Genomic DNA, 19,174 nt, shown 5'->3' on the forward strand with positions numbered 1-19,174 from the left:
AAATTGTCTCGAAAAACTGATGAAATAAAAAAATCTATTGCACGACTGGAAGAAATTCAGATTAAGTTCTGTGAGGCAGTCTCGTCAGAAGGAGAAGTAAGTCTTCTTTGCGAACAGATGAAATCTGAATTACAAAACCTAAAACTTTGGATTAGCATGCTTTACAAATATAACGGCACTTCAAAAAGTAACGCTAAGGTTGCTGCTAGTCGCGAAAACGGAAAAAAGGGTGGGCGACCTCCTAAATTTGTAACCGATCTTAAAAAACAGAAAAATGAACTTGAAGCTCTTCTTTCAGACCTTCATACCCAGCAGATATCGGCATCTATTGAAGATGAAGAAAACCTGAATTCTCAGGCAGAAAAGGCAAATCAAGAGCTGGAAACAGTAAATAAAAAACTTTCGGAGTTTAAAAATGAAAAATAAACGTATTTATTCTATTTTATTGCTTGGTTTTATCTCGATTTTTACAAGTCTTTTTTCAAAGGAAAGCTTTGGTTTCCGTCAGCTGAAAACCCTCAAATATACACCTGGAACTCAGGTTCTTTACTATGAACACGTAAAATCCGGTGCCCGCCTTGTCTGGCTAAAAAACAATGACACAAACCGTGCCTTTAATATTGCCTTCCAGACCCGCTCTTATGATGATGTGGGACTTCCTCACATTTTTGAACATTGCTGTCTTGCAGGTTCTCCAAAATATCCAAGCTCAAACCTTACCTTCCAGATGGGGGTTCAGACCTATAATACCTTTCAGAACGCCCTGACATATCAGCTTTTTACCTGTTATCCGATTGCTTCACTTTCAGAAGAGCAGCTTTTTGCCAGCCTCGACGTTTACATGAACGGTATTTTTGACCCGATTGTTCTTACAGAGGAAAATGACCTCAAGCGCGAAGCCGTACGTTTTGTTCTTGATTCCCCGGACGGTCAGATTACGGCAACCGGCGCTGTTTACAATGAGCTTACAGGTGTAATGGCGAATAAAAACACAGTGAATTTTTACAATCTCCGTAAGCTTCTTTATCCTAACAGTACAGAAAGCTTTATAACCGGCGGACGACCGGAGGATATTCTTAATGTCACCTGGCAGAGCGTAAAGGATTATCACGAAGAATATTACAAAGCTTCCAACATGGTAATCTACCTTTACGGAAAGCTTAATGTAAACCGCTTCTTAAAATATTTTGACGAAGAATTCCTTTCAAAATACGAACGCACAGAAGTTGATCTTTCAGATAAATATTATGAAGAATGGGAAGGTTTCCGCGAACAGACAGCAGAATTCCCGGTTACAAAGGACACAAATACTAATAATGCCTCTATTTTTTCATATGCCTTTGCGCTTAAAGATATAAGTCCTGACAACTTCAACGACCTTCGTGTTATCAACAATTATATCGGGCAGGAATCTTCCTGGCTGAGCCGTACACTCAAGGAGCATTTTCCAGACGCAAATTTCAGCTGTTATTTTAATAATCTTTGCAGACGACCCTATTATACTTTTGAAGTTCATAATATTAATGAAGATGATAAAGATGAGCTGAAAAAGATTTTTGAAGAGGCAGTAAATCAGCTTTGTACAGAAAAAATCGACAAAAAATACATCAAAATTTTTGCAAATAATTTTAAATTGGATACAATTCTGGATGAAGAAAATCCTGATGGAATTACTGACTTACGTTCTGCAGGTATTTTATGGGCAATTTCTGATGATCCTGTAAATTTTATTACATACAGAAAGAATCTTTTAAAACTTTCAAAAACTTCCACACCTGAAACAGTTCTTGCGACTGCCAGAAAATACCTTTTGAATCCACAGCAGAGTGTAGTTCTGGTAACCAAGCCTGTTGCAGGTCTTGCAGAAAAGAAGGCAGAAGAAAATGCAAAGTATTTTGCTGATAAAAAGGAATCGATGACGCCGAAGAATGTTGCTGATCTTGTTGCAGAAAATAAGCGGTATAATGAATGGGCTTCTGAGAATGAAAAAATCAACCTTATTGATAAGGTGAAGGTTGTAAGTGCCCAGAATTTGCCGGAAGAAGATGAAGATGTTGAAATTACTGACACAAAAGAGCATGGTTTCAGGGCTCTGATTGGAGAAAAACCAGGACTTCAGTATGTGTCTGGCTCTCTGCTTTTCAGCCTGAATACCTTGCCGCCGGAATATCTTCACCCGGTAATGTTCTATTTTGAGCTTTTGAAAAATCTTCCTACAGAAAAACACAGTCTGGAAGAGCTTGAAGCAAGAGAAATGATTTATACTTATTCATCGTCTTTTTATACTTCCTCTTATATGCTGAAGGACAAATATGAAAGCGGCGGCTCGGCAGTGTATGCAACTTCTGATTTTATGTGTCTTAATGAAAATCTGACTGATACACTGGATCTTGTTCATGAGCTTATTACAGAAACAAGTCTTGAGGATTATGATACGATAAAAAGTTCCGCCGGACAGTTTGCAAAGGCAAAACGTCAGGGAAATATGAATAATCCGGCAAATCTGGCTTATGAGCTTGCCTTTACTGCGGCTCACCCTGCTTATACATCACGTTACTATGCCGTCAGATATAATTACTGGGATTTCCTGGAAAAGGTTTCTAAGATGGATACAGAAGAGCTGGACGGGCTTGTTGCAAAAATCCGCGAGGGCTTAAAAATCGTCTTTAACCGACAGAATCTTACTGTAACCTGCGTAGGTGATAAAAAACAGATTGAAAAATATCTTAAATATGAACGAGCCTTTGCAGAAACTTTGGGGCAGGATGAACTTAAGGAAGTAAATCCTTTTGCACAGCATGAACCTTTCCCAAAGAATATTGCGGTAATTATTCCCGGAAATTCAAACTATTGCTTTAGCTCTATTTCACTTGATTCGCTAACAGAAAAGCTGGACGCAAAGTATAAGGTTATCAGCTCTTTTCTGGAATATTTTTATCTTTATACTCAGATTCGTTTTAAGTATGGAGCCTACGGGGCTTCAAGCCAGATAAATGATAACGGGCTTACCCTTTATTCATACCGCGATCCTGAGCTTAAAAATACCTTCCGAATTTTTGATGAAGCAGCAGATTATTTAAAAACTACCTATGTCACACAAAAGGATTTGGAAGGCTATATCACTTCAATTTATTCAGGACTGCAGGAACCGATTTCTGATGCAGCTGCCCTCAGCAACAAAATTTCCAGTTATTTAACCAATGATTTTGAGGACGGAAAAGTCCTGCGCATGATGAAGCAAGTAAAATCTGTAAAGCCCGAAGATATTAAGGAATTTGCAGGCTATCTTGAATTGCTGAAAAAGAATGGTGTAAGAGTTGTTGCCGGAAGTGCCGAGCAGATTTATGCCAACAAAGACATGTTTGATTTAATTATCACAGAGTTTATGAAGTAAGTTTTTTTCTTAGGTCTGTAATGTCTTCTTGGGAAAGGATTCCGGCATTTATAAAGTAATCGCTCAGGGCCTGCTGAAGGTTCGGGATTTCTGCCGGGGACTTTCCCAGAAGTTTTTTATATGAATATTCCAGAAGGCGAGGACTTCTGAATTCACCAAATCCTGCAAGCGAAGTTTTAAAATAATCCTGTGTAATTTCCTGCCAGCTGGCGCCGCAAAGGGCTGCCAGAATACTGCTCATTGTTCCTGTCCGGTCTGAACCAAGCCGGCAATGGATATAAAAGGGAGCAGGATGATTTATTATAAATCTTGCAATTTTTTGTACGGTCTGACCGTATTCTTCACTTTGAGGTTCAAAATAAACTGTTTCGTAGGACGTATCTATAATCAGCTGATTTCCTGCCTTGCGGATTTTCTTCATAGAGTGGAAAAATCTTTCTCCAAGCTCTTTGTTAAGGTTTTCATCACCACAGAGAGTAATTACTGAACGGATTTTATTTTTTGAAAGCGCCTTGTTTACAAGTTTTATTCTTATATTTTCAGTGCTGAAAGAAGCTCGTGATTTTTTGTAGGGATGATAGCCTCTCCAGAGTTTTGTCGTTCCGGGAACTTTTCTCACATTTGAAATCCTTGCCCTTTCTTCAGGTTTTTTAAGGTCGATATTGCAAAGTTCTTCGATATTTTCCAGGTATTTTTCATTTTCTTTGATTTCCGGGATAAATGATTTATCAAGAAGAATTACAAAATTGCTTCCGAATTTCTCAGGGGCGTGGAAAAAAGCGTTTTTACTAGCCCTTTCAGAAAGAGGAGTATCTGCTGTCACGTAATCACAGTTTCCATTTTTATAATAAATAAGAAAGTTGAATTCTGGAAAGCCGATATTACCTGGGGCAGATACTTCCTCATAAGGTTTTGTTAAAATCCAGATGCCTTCCGGGCTAAGTTTCATTTCAAAATCCGGATTTTTCCGCCAGAGAGTAAAGCTTGCAGTAACTGTAATGCTTTCTATGTTATCCGGATCTGCATTGGAAACAGCGAAATTTTTTAAGTTCAGTTCAAAAGTAACAGTTTTTCCGATGTCCGAAAGTTTATACATTCTTTACACCTTGAATTTGTTGATTTCGCCGGTTACCTTTTCAATACTTTCCATATTCTGACGACTCTGGTCATTTATAGCCTGCATTGAATTGTTGATGTCGCTTACTCCAGTAGACATTTCATTCATACTGCCAGAAATCTCGAGTGTAACAGAGGCAAGTTTTTCCATTTCGCTCTGGATTTTTTCCCCGCCACTGGACATTATCTTTGCACCATCTTTTACCTGAGAGGTAATTGAATTAATCTGCTGCATTGCATCAAGAATCTGCTGACCTCCGGCACTCTGTTCGTCCATTGCGCTTTTAATTACAGCTTCCTGATTTTTTACGTCCTGTGTATTTTCAAAAATAATGTTGAACTGGTGCTGAATTTCCTTTGAATCTTCGGTAACTTTTGCAATTAGTTCCTCAAGACCGCCAAGTACAGTAGAAATTTTCTTACTCTGTTCGTTAGAATCTTCCGCAAGTTTTCTGATTTCATCTGAAACTACTGCAAATCCTTTTCCAGCTTCCCCTGCGTGAGCTGCTTCAATTGCTGCATTCATGGCAAGAAGGTTTGTCTGTTCGGCAATATTCTGAATAATTGAGGTGGCTTCCATAAGACCTTCCGATTCTTCAGAAATCTGATGGATGGTATCTGCTGTCTTCTGGACAATTTCGCGTCCATTATCAGCTGAATTGGTCAGCTTTTCTACGGCCAGCGCATTCTTTTCAAGAATTTCTGTTACCGAGCGGATATTTGCTACCATTTCTTCGACGGCGCTTGTAGATTGAACAACACTGTTGGACTGTGCTTCAATGCTATGGTTCAGGTTTGTAATGCTGTCTGAAATTTCGTTCACAATATTTGTATTCTGCTCAACGGCTTCTGTCTGATTTGTAACCTGACCTCTGATGCTTGAAATATTGCTTGTAATCTGGTTGAGGGCAGAGGCAGTTTCTGTCATATTGTTTGAGAGAACTGTTGCCGCATTTTTCATTACAGAAGATTCACCCTGAACTGTCTGCATTGTGCCGTCTATTTTCTGCATCGTGCTGTTAAAGTAATTTGCAATGTCTGTTACTTCGTCATTTCCCTGAACAGGAAGACGCTGAGTTAAATCACCTTCACCTTCTGATATATCCTTAAGGATTCGGGAAACATTTTTAAGCGGACGAATAATTGTACCGCATACAATCTTCATAACGATAATTGTTGTAAGAAGACCAAGCACAAGGGCGAGTGCAAGCGTGATGTAAATGGAATTATCGGCTGCATCAACAATTGAAAGAGGAATTACAAAAACGTAGTCCATAGGTACGTAAAGGTTTTCAGACTGATAGCTTCGGATTTCGTATTTTGTGCCGTTAAAGGTTGTTCGGTACCATACTTTGTCGCCAAGTTTATAATTTTCAAGCCCAGCAAGATTGTGATTGGCAAGTTTTTTATTCTCGTAGGAAGAATCCAGCTGGTCGATAAGAACAGTACCGATTTTATCTACAACGATGATTTTTTCATTTACTTCAGATTCATCATGTGCAATTACACCTGCAAGGAAGGCTTTAAATGAAGCAAAATCTTCCATTTGATTAACTGAGCCGCTCAGCATTGCAATCTGATTCATAATCAGAGGCTGTCCGGCCTGTTCGAGTCCATGAAAATACTTGTTGATTGCAGCATCGGTTGTAGCCAGGTTCTTTTTTGTAAGCTTTGTGTACTGTTTTTCGTCAATTCCGGAAATACGATAATAAAGGGCTACACCCATAATCATAAGGATAAATGTCATCACAAGCGATGCCCATAAAATAATCTTAAAGGAAATAGAGGTTCTTTTCTTTGACATGAGGATAATTATAATATGTTACTTCAAAAATTAATAGAAAGCTTTTAGAAGTTTACTGTTCTTCCAGAATAACCAGATCCCAGTCTGCAATTTCAATTTTGTTGCCGGTAAAATAAGGCTTCTTTGTGATTATATCAACGCAGTCCGGGAAAGGATTATCGATAAAATAATCTTCACTTGAATAATTGAAAATATAGTGAACCTTTTTACCTCTGGAATTTACTCCGTTTCTGATGATGACAGGAAATTTTACTGGGTAAAGTGGAATTCCAGCTTCTTCGAGCGCATCCTTTAAAACTTGAGAAAAAACTTCAGGCTGTGTCTTTGTAGCAAAGTAATAGGCGGTACCTTTTCGGAACTTGTTTTTGGTTATGGCGGCATACTGAGACCAGTATTTGTGCTCGTAAGTTGAAATTATCTGAGCATTTTTATTTTCCAGAAGTTCTGCATAAACCTGTGCAGGATAGCCAAGAACTTTTGCGTCACCTGCCTGAGTAATCATAGAATATTCCATGCCAAAAACGTCGGTAAGCTTATATGGGTGAGGGGCATCGTATACGGTGCCTTTAGTGTCAGCGTAAAATGAACGGAATGTTGAAAAGAGAACGCCGCCGTCCGCTACAAAGTCATAGAGCTTGCCGGCATTTTCCTGACTGATGCAGTATAGGGCTGGAGTGACAATCATTTTGTAATCGGAAGGATTAAGGGCATTAATGTCTACTACATCACATTCAACGTTCATTTTATAAAGAGCGTCATAGGTCCAGCGCACAACATCGTTGTAAGAAAGACCGCCGGTCGGGAAGTCCATCGGGTAGAATTTGAGTGCAGTTAGAGAATCGGTGTCTATAACAAGCGCAAGGTCATTCTTCTTTTTTAGGTTGATTAGCTGCGGACCGTATTTTTTGTATTCTTTGCCAATTTCTTTTGCATAATTGTAGATTACACCAGGCTGAAGTTCATGTCCAAGAACGCCTTTCCAGTAGGTTTCCATGCTGTTGTGAATTGAATGCCAGTTCCAGTACATGTGACCATTGGCGCCGCTTGCAAGGTGACTGAAGGCCTGGAGCCGCAGCTGCTTTGGATAAGGTGTCCATTCCTTAAAGCCCTGGGCCTCTGTTTCCAGAACAAGGTAATTCTGATTTTTGAGGGTACGGATTTTGTCGCCGCCAAAGGCAATTTCAGCACCAGTCAGCTGGTTCTGGCTAGGATGATAGATGTCGCAGCCTGCTATGGTGACGGCAGAACTTGCCTCTGCATGATTTATTCCCGGCTGTTCTCCGTAAGAATAGCCGATCCAGCCAAAGTCAAAGTTGTGGGTTATAAACTGATCAGGGCGTTTGTATTCCTTAATGATTTTTGCCTGCCAGTTTAGGTATTCGGCAACGCAAGTGCGCAAAAAGTGCTCGTATTCACAGTGAAGATTCCAGTTTATGCTGTTGGAAATATCCGGCATATCGTCCCAGTCGTGAATGGAATTGCTCCAGTAGGCTAGGGTAAAAGCCTTGTTAAATTCGTCTGTGCTTTTGTACTTGGCTTTCAGGTGTTCCAGAAATTTTTTCTGGGCGTATTTTCCGTAGTTGTCGTAGTGTTTTGTTTCGTTATCAAGCTGAAAGCCTATTACGCATTTATATGGCTGAACGGCTTCAGCAAGTTTTCTGATAATTCGTTCGGCATAGCGCAGAAAATCAGGATTGAGGATATCCATACTCTGGCGCGGCCCGTATTTTACCTGACCATTGCGGTTTGTTACCATTATGTCCGGATATTTTTTTACAAGCCAGGCAGGAACAGCATAGGTAGGAGTTCCGATAATTACGTTCATTTCCAGTTTTTGGGCTACGTCCAGAACATCAGTTACCGGCTTAAAGTTGAAAACTCCATCGTGAGGTTCTTCCGTACTCCAGGTTGATTCTGCAATGCGGATTGTATTCATTCCCGCTTCTTTCATCAGGCTAAGGTCTTTTTCAATGCGGTCGTATGGCATATATTCGTTGTAATATGCGGCGCCAAAAATTAATTCGTTTTTATTCATAGGCAAATTATAGCACGGAATTTTTAAATCTGTGATAAAATATTTTCAGGAGGCAATGTGAAGCAGATTTTTATAAACACTCTTAAAATCTCTGCCGCAGCGGTGATGGCAATTTTACTTGCAATGGAATTAAAACTGGAATTTGCGGTTTCGGCAGGAATTGTTGCCATTCTTTCTGTGCAGCCTACCAAAAAAGAAACGCTTCGTACTGCGTTTTCGCGTTTTCTTGCCTTTGCAGTGGCCCTTGTAATTTCCGTCCTGCTTTTTAATCTGCTTGGTTTTACCTTTTATGTCTTTTTTATCTATCTTGCTCTTTTTATTCTAGTCTGCCAGTGGCGCGGCTGGACTTCTGCCATGGCAATGGATTCAGTTTTGATTTCGCATTTTTTGAATTTTGGAAAGACGGGCTCTGCAGAAATCATAAATGAAATCCTTCTTTTTGTGATTGGTGTGGGTTTTGGAATTCTTGTAAATATTTTTCTTCATAAAAAGACAGATTATATAGAAGAACTTAAGGCTCAGACAGATGAAAAAATAAAACTCCTTCTTCACAGAATGTCTTTGCGTATCCTTAATCCCGATTTTGCTGATTACGACGGTTCATGTTTTGCAAGCCTGAACGAAAGTCTTTTTACGGCAAAAAAACAGGCAGAAGAAAATTTCAACAATCAGTTTACAAGTAAGGACACTTACGATTCCCGCTACCTTTTGATGCGCGAAAATCAAACCCGTGTTCTGTATGAAATGTTCAAGTGTGTCCGCCAGATTAAAACCGTTCCCGCCACTGCACAGATGGTTGCCGACTTTTTAGAAAAAGTTTCTGTTGAATACCACAAAGATAATGATGTTCAGTCGCTGCTTGCCGAACTATCGGAAATAATGGGAAAAATGAAGGCAGTCCTGCTTCCAAAGACCCGCCCGGAGTTTGAAGACCGGGCAAATCTTTTTGCGCTTTTAGACCGCCTGCAGGAATTTTTAGAGATTAAGCATACTTTTTTCTATAAAAATTTTTGACCAAATTTAATTGGGAAACTTATATCATTAAAACTGCATTTTTTGGTATGATAAAAAAAAGGGAGAATATGAAATATTTATTACAAAACCGAACCAAAATAGCCGGACTTATTTCAAGCCTGCTTGTGATTGCATCATTTGTATTATTTTTTATTGATTTTGCAGGGTTTGTTACTGACAATGAAATTGATACTTTTTTAATTGGACTTTTGTGCCTTGCGTTGTCTTTATTTTTTGCAATAATCGGACTTGTAAATGGAAATAACGAGTCTTTAGGTCATACGCTTTGCTTTCCTTCTGTTGGTTTTTCATTTATAGCCTTGATTATCTTCTGTATTTTAACTTTTGCTAATGCAGATAATAATAGAATGGAAAAAGAGAGTGCAGAGGATGCACCACATAAAATAGATAGAATCCTTTCCTCCGACTATTTATATCAGTATGAAAGAGAAATTGGCGAAAATGCAAAAAATACTGATTTTGAACCGGCTTCCACGTTATTTGCCTTGTGTCAGGCTTACGGATTTTTTTCTGATGAAGAAAGGAAGCCTAATCCTGCTCTTTTAATGTCGCTTGCCCAAGGTTTTAAGTTTACTTTAAGAGAAGAGAATCCCGGAAGATACACAAGTAATTTTAATGTAAAAGAATATTTTCAGGGTTGCGAAGAAGATTTGTACGAATTTTACACTTTGTACAGCAATGAATTGTATGAAATTCTTTGCATCAAGAGTGATAAGCATGAAGACAAATATTTTATCCGGGAAAATTTTTATGGATTTGTAAAGCATGTTGAAGATGTTGTTTTGGGCTATGAAGAAACTATAGCTATGGAAAAAATGACGAATTTTGAAAAAGAGATAGCCTATACTTATGAGGTTTTCCGTATATGCGAATATGAACTATACAATCCGGATCTGCTAGAAGACCTTCCTCCAATACACGATGATATTGTTTCTCTTGGTTATAATTGGGGCAGCTTTATAAATGATGTTGCAAAAGAAAAAGCAAAGAAATCTGTCGAAACAGAAATACGTCTCTATAATATGATGAAAAATACCTTTAACAAATATACAGATATTTCTGATTATACAATTGCGCGTTATGCAGCCTGCCTTAATAGCTGTTTTGTAAAGGAATTGTTGTAATCTTGGAATGAAAGAAAGTGTTACTTGACGCATACTAATAATGTAGCAAATAATTATACTTTAGATTATACGGAACCATTCAAATGAAAAAGAAAGTTTCTATAATTATTGTCATATTCTTTTCCATATCTCTTTCGTTTGCAAATACAAATGATTTATTACATTTATATGAATTTAATGATTGTAAATGGATTCCTATTGAATATTTATATGTAATAAAATCTGTAGATAGGGAAAAGATAAAACAATATTTACCAAAAATAGGAGATAATAAGATTTATGTGGATTATCTCGATGAATATAAAAATTGGTATGATGAGTCTGTATATGATCCAGAAAAATTAGAACTAGAAAAAAAAAGAGAATTTAATAAAGATATTTATATATTACACTTTTCTTTTTCGTATTCATACTATATAAAAAATTTAGAAGAAAACAATAATATTTATCTTCTAAATTTAGAGCAGACAGAAGCTTCTAAGTATTTAACATTTGTAAATGATGTTGAAAATAAACTTATTAAAGAAAAAAATCTTCGAAAAACCCCTTTATATTCTGAAAATCCAGCATATTATGATGAAGAAGAATATAAATTTGATGAAATTCAAATTGACGCAAAATTTATTTTTGACGGTGATTATCTTACAGTTTATGCAAATGAAGATAAGTTCAAGCAGATATATTTTAGGTGTACAGAAGAAACTTTTGAACAGCTAAAATCATTGATATATACAAATAAAATAGATCTTTCCAAAGTAACCTGGCCGCGGCATGCCGACGGCTCATGCGACTACGACGGAAAGCAATAAAACCCGGTACAGTCGACTGGTGTTATGGCGGTTATTTGGAGTAAATGAATACGAAATAATCCTTTTAATTATATGGAGACTTATAAAAATGAAAAATAGAATTTTTACTATATTTACTTTGTTATTTTTATGTACAACCTTATATGCACAGCAATTGGAGTTTGTTGCTAAAAAAGACTTTACTTGGACTTCAATAATTGGGAAAAAATATCATATTTCAAAAGATGAAATTCTTCAATTGGATGATGATGGAATTGGTTTTGTTTATCCGAATTCCCCAAAAGAAATTGAGATATGGGTTAAGAATAGCGAAAATGAATCTTTAAATGTTCCTATAAATTTTTTGACATTTAATGAGAATGTAAAAGTAATTCAAGATAGCATAAAGAGCAATTATTGGGTGCCTGCATATTATTATGAGCAGATAAGTAGCAAAACAGACAGATATTCTATCCTTTACAAAAATGAGCCTTTATGGAGAGAATGGCAGAATCAATTTGAAAATCCTTCAACATGGCAGGAAGATTTCTTTCTTGGCTATTATGGTTTTAATGATTTTTATTTTTTTGCCAGAAACAGCTATATTGGTAATGGTGAAGCAACTTTCCTTGTAAAAACAGAAGATGTATCCGATTCATCGATAAAATATAAAGTGTGCAAGATGTATAGCCATTTTCAAAAATATACAAAACGAACTGCACATCCGCAAGAAAACTTTTTACCATTATATAAGAAAGAAACTCCATTCTATATTTATTTGATAATCGACGGCGATTATATGAAAATGTATATAGATGAAGTTTCAGAAAAAAATCTATTTCAAACATTAATACGTACAAGCCCGGAAGCCTGTAATCAGATAGAAAACTGGATAAAAGGAAAATCGAACGATTTATCAAAAGTTGTAATGCCTAAACATGGCAATGTTTCTGTGCAAACGGAAGTAACAAAAACAAATGCTACCAACGTTGCTCCAAACAAAACAATGACTGTAAGTGAGAACCTCAAACTCCGTTCCGGCGAAGCAACATCAACACAGGTTCTTACCGTAATGTCTGCAGGTACAAAAGTAAAAATTCTGGAGCTTGGCAAAGCAGAAACAATTGATGGCATTTCTTCAAATTGGGTAAAAGTTGAAGTTCAAAAAGGAGCAAAAGACCGCGAGGGAAAGCCGATTAAAGCAGGAACAGTCGGCTGGTGTTACGGTGGTTATTTAGAGTAAATGAATACAAAACAATCCTTTGTCAGCTGTAAATCCTCCCTTGCGATTTTGTACGGACAAGGGATTGTAGCAGCGCCGTCAGGCGTACTTTGCAAAGCAAAGTATGGAGCGCGCAAGACGCGGAACTGCGAAAAGCCCGGTTTTTGCCGCAGGCAAAAATGGCCCCAGAAATATAATATTATGTTACAAAAATCTGCTTTTTCGTGATATGCTTAGTATTAACCTAGGAGGTCTTTTTTATGAAGAAAATGCGAAAAGCTTTTTGTGGATTTTTTCTGGCACTTTTAATGCTGACATTTATGAGCTGCGGGAAGAAAAGCGCTCAGTATTTTAAGCTGTGGAATGACTGTGACTCATTAAATGCATTGATCGAATATGTTGAGGACGTAACAAATAAAAAATCGCCGAACTATATTCCGGTAGAAGACAGAATTGCAACCTTTGATATGGACGGAACTTTTATCGGCGAGCTTTATCCTTCATATTTTGAATACAATATGCTGGAATACCGCGTGCTTGAAGATCCGGATTATAAGGACAAGGCTTCTGAAAGTGAAATTGCTGTCGCAAATGCAATCAGGGATTTTGTTCGTAACGGAAAGCCGCTCCCAGACCATTTTGATGTGATTCATGGACGTGCTGCTGCAAAGGCTTATGCTGGTCTTACAATTCCTGAATTTGATGCCTATGTCAAAAATTTTGCAAAAAAGACACCAAATGGTTTTGAAGGCATGACTTATGCGGAATCTTTCTATAAACCGATGCTGGAAGTTTTTGATTATCTGACTGCAAATGGTTTTACTTTTTATGTAGTTTCCGGTTCTGACCGTTTTATCTGCCGTGCTCTTGTAGATTCTCTTGGAATTACTCCTAACCGCGTTATCGGTATGGATGTGCTTTTAAAATCTGATAATCAGGGTGATGAAGAAGGCGTTGACTATACTTTTAAGACTTCCGACACTCTTCTTAGAACTGATGTTTTGCTTATTAAAAACCTTAAGACAAACAAGGTAAAAAATATTGCCCAGGAAATCGGAAAAGTGCCTGTTCTTTCCTTTGGAAACAGCGGCGGTGATTCTGCAATGCATAACTACTGCCTTTCAAACAAAAAATACAAGACCCGCGCCTTTATGCTGATTGCCGATGACGACGAAGACGACCACGCCAACCGTGAAAAAGCCCTAAAACTGGGCCAGCAGTGGAAAGAAGCCGGCTATGTTGTAATTTCCATGCGGGATGATTTTAAGACAATCTACGGCGAAAACGTTAAGAAAGTGGATTTCAAGTTTTAGAATAGTTAGAACTGATGCACTTTGTAAACGCGAAATCAATTCTTACGCCTCATAGTATGAACATCTATCGGGGATGTTCGCACGGGTGCATTTATTGCGATTCGAGGAGTAAGTGCTATCAGTTTACGCACGAGTTTGAAGATATTGAGGTAAAGCAGAATGCGGCGGAGCTTCTGGAGGAGGCTCTTCGTAAAAAGCGCAAACGCTGTATGATTGGAACGGGCTCTATGTGTGACCCCTACATCCCAGCGGAAAAAGGGCTTTGCCTTATGCGGCGCTGTCTTGAAATTATTGATAAGTATAATTTTGGGGCAGCACTGATTACTAAATCTGACCTTGTGCTTCGTGACCTTGATATCCTTAGAAGGATAAATCAGAAAACTAAGGCAGTTGTGCAGATGACGCTTACCACAGCTGATGATGCCCTCTGCAAAAAAATTGAACCCGGTGTTTGTCCTACAAGCAGGCGTTTTGAAGTGCTGACTGCCTGCCGTGACGCTGGAATTCCGACTGTCGTATGGTTCAGTCCGCTGCTTCCTTTTATTAACGACACAAAAGAAAATATAGACGGCATTATTGATTACTGCGTGCGTGCCGGTGTTCATGCAATCATATCTTTTGGAATCGGGTTGACACTGAGGGAAGGCAACCGAGAATATTTTTACGCCGCCTTAGACCGCAGCTTTCCCGCGCGTCCCGGAGAAATGTCTCTTAAAGAGCGTTACATCAAGACCTTCGGTTATTCCTACGAAGTAAACAGTCCTCATAATCACGAACTTATGACCTACCTTTCTAAACTCTGCCACGAAAACAACATCATTCTGGGAACTGACAGCGTTTTTAAATGGATGGAGGAGTTCCCGGAAGGCGACCCCAATCAGCCTGAATTATTTTAGCTGAATAACGCTTTTTTCTTTCACGAATTGTGTTTTTGATGTTACATTTATTATGTGAATAATTTGAATTGGCATAAAGCGACAATTGAAGAACTGGAACTTTTGCAGAAAACTTCTGTAAATAACGGTGTTTTTGCAAATAATTACAGCGCAGTAAATTCTATTTTATACGCAAAAAAATATGATTCTCAGATTGCGGTCCAGGACGGCTGGATTTTTGAAAAATATTATGCCTCGGGCGAAACTGCCTATGCCTTTCCTCATTGCATGGACGGAAAAACTGACGGGGTCAGGGAGGCACTTTCTCTTCTGGTAGAGGACGCAAAAGAGAATAATCGTCCCTGCGTTTTTAGAAATATCACCACGGAAGAAAAAGAGCTTTTACTTGCCAATTTTACAGCATCAAAAATTGAAGAAGCTCCAGATCTAAGCGATTACATTTATAATCAGGAAGATTTAGCCGGGCTTCCAGGTTCAAAATACAGCAAAAAGCGAAATCACATAAATCAGTTCAGAAAAAAATATCCTGAATTCAGGCTGGAACTTATTTCACCTGACAATTTTAAAACTGTCTGCGCACTGGAAAAGAAGTGGTTTTCTGAAAGTTCGGAAAGCCTTGATTTGCAGCAGGAAGCTGAAATTATCTGTGCGGCACTCCAGAATTATGAAGAGTTTGCTTTAAAGGCTGGCATGAAGGGCGGAATCCTCTTTGTGGCTGATGAGCCTGCCGCCTTCTGTCTTTCGAGCACCTTGAGCCCTGATGTAACCGACATTCATTTTGAAAAATGCCTTTCTGATTTTGCCCGAGACGGCGGTTATGCAGTCATCAACAATGAATATGCCAAAACTATCACAACAAGGTATATAAACAGAGAGGAGGATCTGGGTATTGAAGGCCTTCGCAAAGCAAAGCGCTCTTACTACCCGGAAATCCTCCTTCCAAAGTTTAATGTGACGCTGGAGTAGTGTAGGAATCTGCTATTTTTCCTGAGGGTAAACCAGTCCCCAGTCTTTTCTAAGGCCGTCCATCTGCTTCATCATGTAAAGCGAGTCTGCAAGCGGCATTGAATTACTTTCGATTTTGCCTTCCGCAAGACATTTTTCGCATTCCAGAAGTTCGTATTCATAGCCTGTAATCTGAGGCGGAACGTCAATCTTCTTTATCAGGCGGTCAGAATCATCAAAAACGCTGATAGACTGAGGATTATTAATGTTTTCTACTATTATATAACCCTTTTCGCCGTAGAAAATGCCTTTGCGGTCACTGCGGGTATAGATGCCTGCATTCAAAACAGCCATCTTTCCGTCGCGGTAGAAAATCGTAATTGATTCAAGTCCGTCAACGCCCTTATCCGTCATTTGAACTGAACTTTCTATGCGCTCGATGTCGCTTCCAAAATGCATTGCGGCAAAGTTCAGAGTGTAAACTCCAACGTCCAAAAGTGCTCCTCCTGCCAGGGCCGGCTCCACGATTCGTTCTTTATGAGTAATTGTGTAAGAAAGGTTTGCCGTAAGAACCCGGATTTTTCCAACGATTCCGCTGTTAATCACATCATTGATGATTTTTCGGCTTGGCATATAGCGGGTCCAGATCGCTTCGGTAAGGAAAACGCCTTTTTTGCGCGAAAGTTCGATAATCTTTTCTGCCTGAGCTGCATTCATCGTAAAGGCCTTCTCACAAAGTACCGGCTTTCCGTGATTTATGCAAAGTTCTGCGTGCTCTGCGTGGTGAGAATGCGGCGTTGCAATATAAACTAAATCAACTGCCGGGTCACTTACCAGCTCTTCGTAAGATCCGTAGGCTTTTTCTGCCTTGTAGTCTTTTGCAAAAGCCTGGGCCCGTTCAAGCGACCTTGCTCCCACCGCATAAAGTTTTACTGTCTTCATACCAGCCATCGTCTGTGCGAGCGTACCCGCAATTCGTCCTGCGCCTAAAATTCCTACATTCATAGCTAAGATTATATTATGCCTTTTACAAAAAGAGAATTTTTATTTTTGATGACTTTACTCATCTTTATTTCCGATAACAGGTTTCAGATAGCCGCCGAAGCACCAGCCGTAAGGAATTTCCTTAAAGTTATCAAGAATTTCATTTCCATCGATATCAAGGGCATCACCTTCCAGGAAATTCAGCTGAACCCAATATGAATAAATATTATCTCTGAAATCTGCCGGACCGATTTTTTCAATATAAGCCTTTGAGCCGGCTTTTGCAGTGGTAATCACATCGGAATCTGTACCCGCTGAAACTCTAAGTCTTAAATTCTCTGTGATTTCAACGGCAAGCTGATCATGAAATGCCAGCGGGACAACTTTAGGATATTCTAAATCCAGAATCCCGATATTTTTCTGTTCTCTTTCCATAATCGGATACCAGTAGCTCATATATTCATAGAGATACAAATCATCGATATTATAATCTTGGTATTTTCTGTTTTCTGAATTCGGGCTTTTGCTGAAATCAAAATTTTCTATAGGCACACCGTATTTAACCAAAAGCTTTAGGTTGTTTTCCAGAATCCAGTCATTTGCACCGAAACAGTCACCGGATGTAAGCGGGTAGTCTGAATAATCAATGGCCTGAAGAGTAAAAGCTGTCTGCTGAGAGTCTTCATTTAATACATTGATTGAACCGTCATAGCGGGTTTCAATTAATTTATCACAATCATAAGTTGGTATATTTCTGTAATAGGTTTTTCCATCACATTTAAACGAATTTGGCTTGATGTCTGTCAAAATCCACTCTTTTGTGGTGTAGTTTTCATCTTCCTGTGCCTCATCAACAAATTTTGATTCAACTGAGATTACATTTGAAGATATTGCATGCCAATATCCGTAGTAGCTTCCACCAGATTCAATCAAATACCAATCATATTGGCCGTCTTTTCTGAATGAATTAATCGAAAAGCATTTCCATGATTCCTTATCTGTACTCCATTTTGATGAAGAAAGATAATTTTCAAGGTCTTCTATGCCGTCAATTTCCGGGTTAAAGCTTCTTCTTGTAAGTTCCACATCGCCTCCAAAAATCCATACGAAACTATTAGCAGGCGGATAGTAAACTTTAAGCATTGGAGCTATTTTTCTTCCAATTTCCACGTAGTTACCGACTGCAATAAGTTTTAATGCATGTCCTTTTTTGATTTTTAAGGAAGTAGGATTATTACAATCCGGAGCAGAATATATAGAGGCTTCTTTTTGTGAAACATAAACTGTATCTACAAGTTTATTGTCCTTTATAAAAAACTGAGGAGGTATATCTTCAGTATTAAAGATTTCTTCATTTTCAGTGTTATCAGCATTCATCTTTGTTTTAATGATGTCTGCAGGCTTCTCAGCTTCAACCTTTTTTCCTTTGCAGGAAAAAAGACAAAGAGAGGAAATCAGAACAAATAGGATTTTTCTCATAAAATTTCCTGTTTTAGAAAGATTTAACTTTCCAGCTTCCGTTTTTTTCCTTAATAACACACATTGGTTTTGCAACACCAGCATCCTGTCCGTTTACGCGAATTTGATACATAAAGAATTTTTCTGAAGCGCTTCCGCGTGAATCATCTGAACGAACAAAGTAGTAGTCGCGGTCTGTTTTTGAAAGATTTCTCCACCAGCTTTCGCCTTTTGCAAGTAAAGTTCCATCAGCTTTTACAGCTTCTTCTTCTGCAGAACATAATTTCTTCCATATATCTTGATTCTTTTTTACAGAGCCATAATACAAAAACCACTTAGCAGTTTCTTCGGCAGTCAGATTCTGAGGAACAGATGAAGCATTGTCAGGAATTCCTTTTGTCCAGCTTGCTGCTTTTTCATTCATTGCATCATTTAAGAGTTTTTCGCCAACAAGAAGGGGTTTTCCTCCCTCAATTTTGATTGTTGCACGGCCTTTTACACGAACTGCAACAACTTCCATTTCTACAACATCGCCCCACCAGCTGTAAGCGTCTGTAATTCTACCAAGAACTTCGTAAGAGCCTTTGTAGTTTCCAAGTGCATTGTTAAGCTTATAGAGATAATCCTGAATTCCATCGTTATATTTGATTACAAAAATATTCCAGTTTGTTTTTTCGCCGCACCAGTAATATTTTGTACCATTTTTATCAGTTACAAAATCAGAAAAGTCGATTGCAGGGAAGGGCATGATTTTGTTGTAATAAGCCGGAAAGTTGTCTACAACAATACTTGCGCTTATTGTGTCTTTCCATTGACCGTTAGCCTTGTATGTTGAAACCATTTTGTCCCATTCTGAATCCCCGGCTTTTGCAATATCACTTGCGGTATCTGCAAAAGTGAGAGAGAGTGCTGTAAAAGCTGTTAGAATTAATGCTGTAATTTTTTTCATAGTTTTTTTTCTCCATTTATTTAAAATATGTCTAATTCTAGCAAAATGGAAAAAAATAATCACTGATAAATTCTAGTATATATATAGAAGAAATTACACCTTGCTATGATT

The 19,174-nt window shown here is 38.3% G+C and carries 15 protein-coding genes; 9 read left to right on the top strand and 6 right to left on the bottom strand.

Annotation, left to right across the window (positions count from 1 at the left end):
- Positions 1-3: 3 nt before the first annotated feature.
- The gene (locus T530_RS0110470; RefSeq protein WP_027728970.1) at positions 4-426 is read left to right on the top strand and encodes a hypothetical protein; all 423 of its coding nucleotides are present in this window, start codon (positions 4-6) and stop codon (positions 424-426) included.
- Positions 416-3,394, top strand: coding sequence for an insulinase family protein (locus tag T530_RS0110475; protein WP_027728971.1), 2,979 nt, complete (start codon positions 416-418; stop codon positions 3,392-3,394). The genes T530_RS0110470 and T530_RS0110475 overlap by 11 nt, the downstream gene beginning before the upstream one ends.
- Here T530_RS0110475 and T530_RS0110480 read toward each other — a convergent pair.
- The 3 genes from T530_RS0110480 to T530_RS0110490 are packed head-to-tail and all read right to left on the bottom strand — an operon-like array spanning position 3,384 to position 8,349.
- A complete protein-coding gene (locus T530_RS0110480; RefSeq protein ID WP_027728972.1) occupies positions 3,384-4,490 on the bottom strand; it encodes a tyrosine-protein phosphatase in 1,107 nt (368 codons plus the stop codon). The two genes, T530_RS0110475 and T530_RS0110480, sit on opposite strands and share 11 nt — an antisense overlap.
- Before the next feature lie 3 nt (positions 4,491-4,493).
- On the bottom strand, positions 4,494-6,314 hold the full coding sequence (locus tag T530_RS14180) for a methyl-accepting chemotaxis protein (RefSeq protein ID WP_051537946.1): 1,821 nt from the start codon (positions 6,312-6,314) through the stop codon (positions 4,494-4,496).
- 52 nt (positions 6,315-6,366) lie between these two features.
- The gene (locus T530_RS0110490) at positions 6,367-8,349 is read right to left on the bottom strand and encodes a beta-galactosidase (RefSeq protein WP_038074452.1); all 1,983 of its coding nucleotides are present in this window, start codon (positions 8,347-8,349) and stop codon (positions 6,367-6,369) included.
- Positions 8,350-8,406: 57 nt separating this feature from the next.
- Between T530_RS0110490 and T530_RS0110495 the strand changes: the two genes are divergently transcribed.
- From T530_RS0110495 to T530_RS14850, 7 genes are all read left to right on the top strand, one after another.
- Positions 8,407-9,363 carry an aromatic acid exporter family protein gene (locus tag T530_RS0110495; RefSeq protein WP_081773718.1) on the top strand — a complete coding sequence of 319 codons (957 nt, stop codon included), beginning with the start codon at positions 8,407-8,409 and terminating at the stop codon, positions 9,361-9,363.
- Between the two features lie 68 nt (positions 9,364-9,431).
- Positions 9,432-10,508: a hypothetical protein gene (locus T530_RS0110500; protein ID WP_156011629.1), complete on the top strand. Its 1,077-nt coding sequence runs from the start codon at positions 9,432-9,434 to the stop codon at positions 10,506-10,508.
- A gap of 83 nt (positions 10,509-10,591) precedes the next feature.
- Positions 10,592-11,317 carry a hypothetical protein gene (locus T530_RS0110505; protein ID WP_156011630.1) on the top strand — a complete coding sequence of 242 codons (726 nt, stop codon included), beginning with the start codon at positions 10,592-10,594 and terminating at the stop codon, positions 11,315-11,317.
- A gap of 88 nt (positions 11,318-11,405) precedes the next feature.
- Complete coding sequence (locus T530_RS0110510) at positions 11,406-12,539, top strand: SH3 domain-containing protein (protein WP_027728977.1); 1,134 nt, start codon at positions 11,406-11,408, stop codon at positions 12,537-12,539.
- A gap of 239 nt (positions 12,540-12,778) precedes the next feature.
- Positions 12,779-13,831 (top strand): haloacid dehalogenase-like hydrolase, encoded by a 1,053-nt coding sequence (locus T530_RS14185; protein ID WP_051537947.1) that lies wholly within the window; start codon positions 12,779-12,781, stop codon positions 13,829-13,831.
- 14 nt (positions 13,832-13,845) lie between these two features.
- Entirely contained in the window at positions 13,846-14,727 is an 882-nt protein-coding gene (locus tag T530_RS0110520; RefSeq protein ID WP_027728978.1) for a radical SAM protein, read from the top strand.
- 54 nt (positions 14,728-14,781) lie between these two features.
- Entirely contained in the window at positions 14,782-15,693 is a 912-nt protein-coding gene (locus tag T530_RS14850) for a DUF2156 domain-containing protein (RefSeq protein WP_197018272.1), read from the top strand.
- Between the two features lie 12 nt (positions 15,694-15,705).
- Here T530_RS14850 and T530_RS0110530 read toward each other — a convergent pair whose 3' ends face one another.
- Genes T530_RS0110530 through T530_RS0110540 form a run of 3 tightly spaced genes read right to left on the bottom strand, consistent with a single transcriptional unit; the run spans position 15,706 to position 19,063 of the window.
- Positions 15,706-16,677, bottom strand: coding sequence for a Gfo/Idh/MocA family protein (locus tag T530_RS0110530; RefSeq protein ID WP_027728979.1), 972 nt, complete (start codon positions 16,675-16,677; stop codon positions 15,706-15,708).
- A 54-nt stretch (positions 16,678-16,731) separates the two neighbouring features.
- Positions 16,732-18,135: a hypothetical protein gene (locus tag T530_RS0110535; protein ID WP_027728980.1), complete on the bottom strand. Its 1,404-nt coding sequence runs from the start codon at positions 18,133-18,135 to the stop codon at positions 16,732-16,734.
- 13 nt (positions 18,136-18,148) lie between these two features.
- Positions 18,149-19,063: a hypothetical protein gene (locus T530_RS0110540; RefSeq protein ID WP_027728981.1), complete on the bottom strand. Its 915-nt coding sequence runs from the start codon at positions 19,061-19,063 to the stop codon at positions 18,149-18,151.
- Between the last annotated feature and the right edge of the window lie 111 nt (positions 19,064-19,174).

The organism is Treponema sp. C6A8, from assembly GCF_000619925.1.
In the GTDB taxonomy this organism is placed as follows: Bacteria; Spirochaetota; Spirochaetia; order Treponematales; family Treponemataceae; genus Treponema_D.

Coding starts and splice junctions, on each gene's coding strand:
- T530_RS0110505 (WP_156011630.1), top strand. CDS start 10,592: ATGAAAAAGAAAGTTTCTATAATTATTGTCATATTCTTTTCCATATCT.
- T530_RS0110540 (WP_027728981.1), bottom strand. CDS start 19,063: ATGAAAAAAATTACAGCATTAATTCTAACAGCTTTTACAGCACTCTCT.
- T530_RS0110500 (WP_156011629.1), top strand. CDS start 9,432: ATGAAATATTTATTACAAAACCGAACCAAAATAGCCGGACTTATTTCA.
- T530_RS14185 (WP_051537947.1), top strand. CDS start 12,779: ATGAAGAAAATGCGAAAAGCTTTTTGTGGATTTTTTCTGGCACTTTTA.
- T530_RS0110520 (WP_027728978.1), top strand. CDS start 13,846: ATGCACTTTGTAAACGCGAAATCAATTCTTACGCCTCATAGTATGAAC.
- T530_RS0110510 (WP_027728977.1), top strand. CDS start 11,406: ATGAAAAATAGAATTTTTACTATATTTACTTTGTTATTTTTATGTACA.
- T530_RS0110490 (WP_038074452.1), bottom strand. CDS start 8,349: ATGAATAAAAACGAATTAATTTTTGGCGCCGCATATTACAACGAATAT.
- T530_RS0110475 (WP_027728971.1), top strand. CDS start 416: ATGAAAAATAAACGTATTTATTCTATTTTATTGCTTGGTTTTATCTCG.
- T530_RS0110480 (WP_027728972.1), bottom strand. CDS start 4,490: ATGTATAAACTTTCGGACATCGGAAAAACTGTTACTTTTGAACTGAAC.
- T530_RS0110535 (WP_027728980.1), bottom strand. CDS start 18,135: ATGAGAAAAATCCTATTTGTTCTGATTTCCTCTCTTTGTCTTTTTTCC.
- T530_RS0110530 (WP_027728979.1), bottom strand. CDS start 16,677: ATGAATGTAGGAATTTTAGGCGCAGGACGAATTGCGGGTACGCTCGCA.
- T530_RS14180 (WP_051537946.1), bottom strand. CDS start 6,314: ATGTCAAAGAAAAGAACCTCTATTTCCTTTAAGATTATTTTATGGGCA.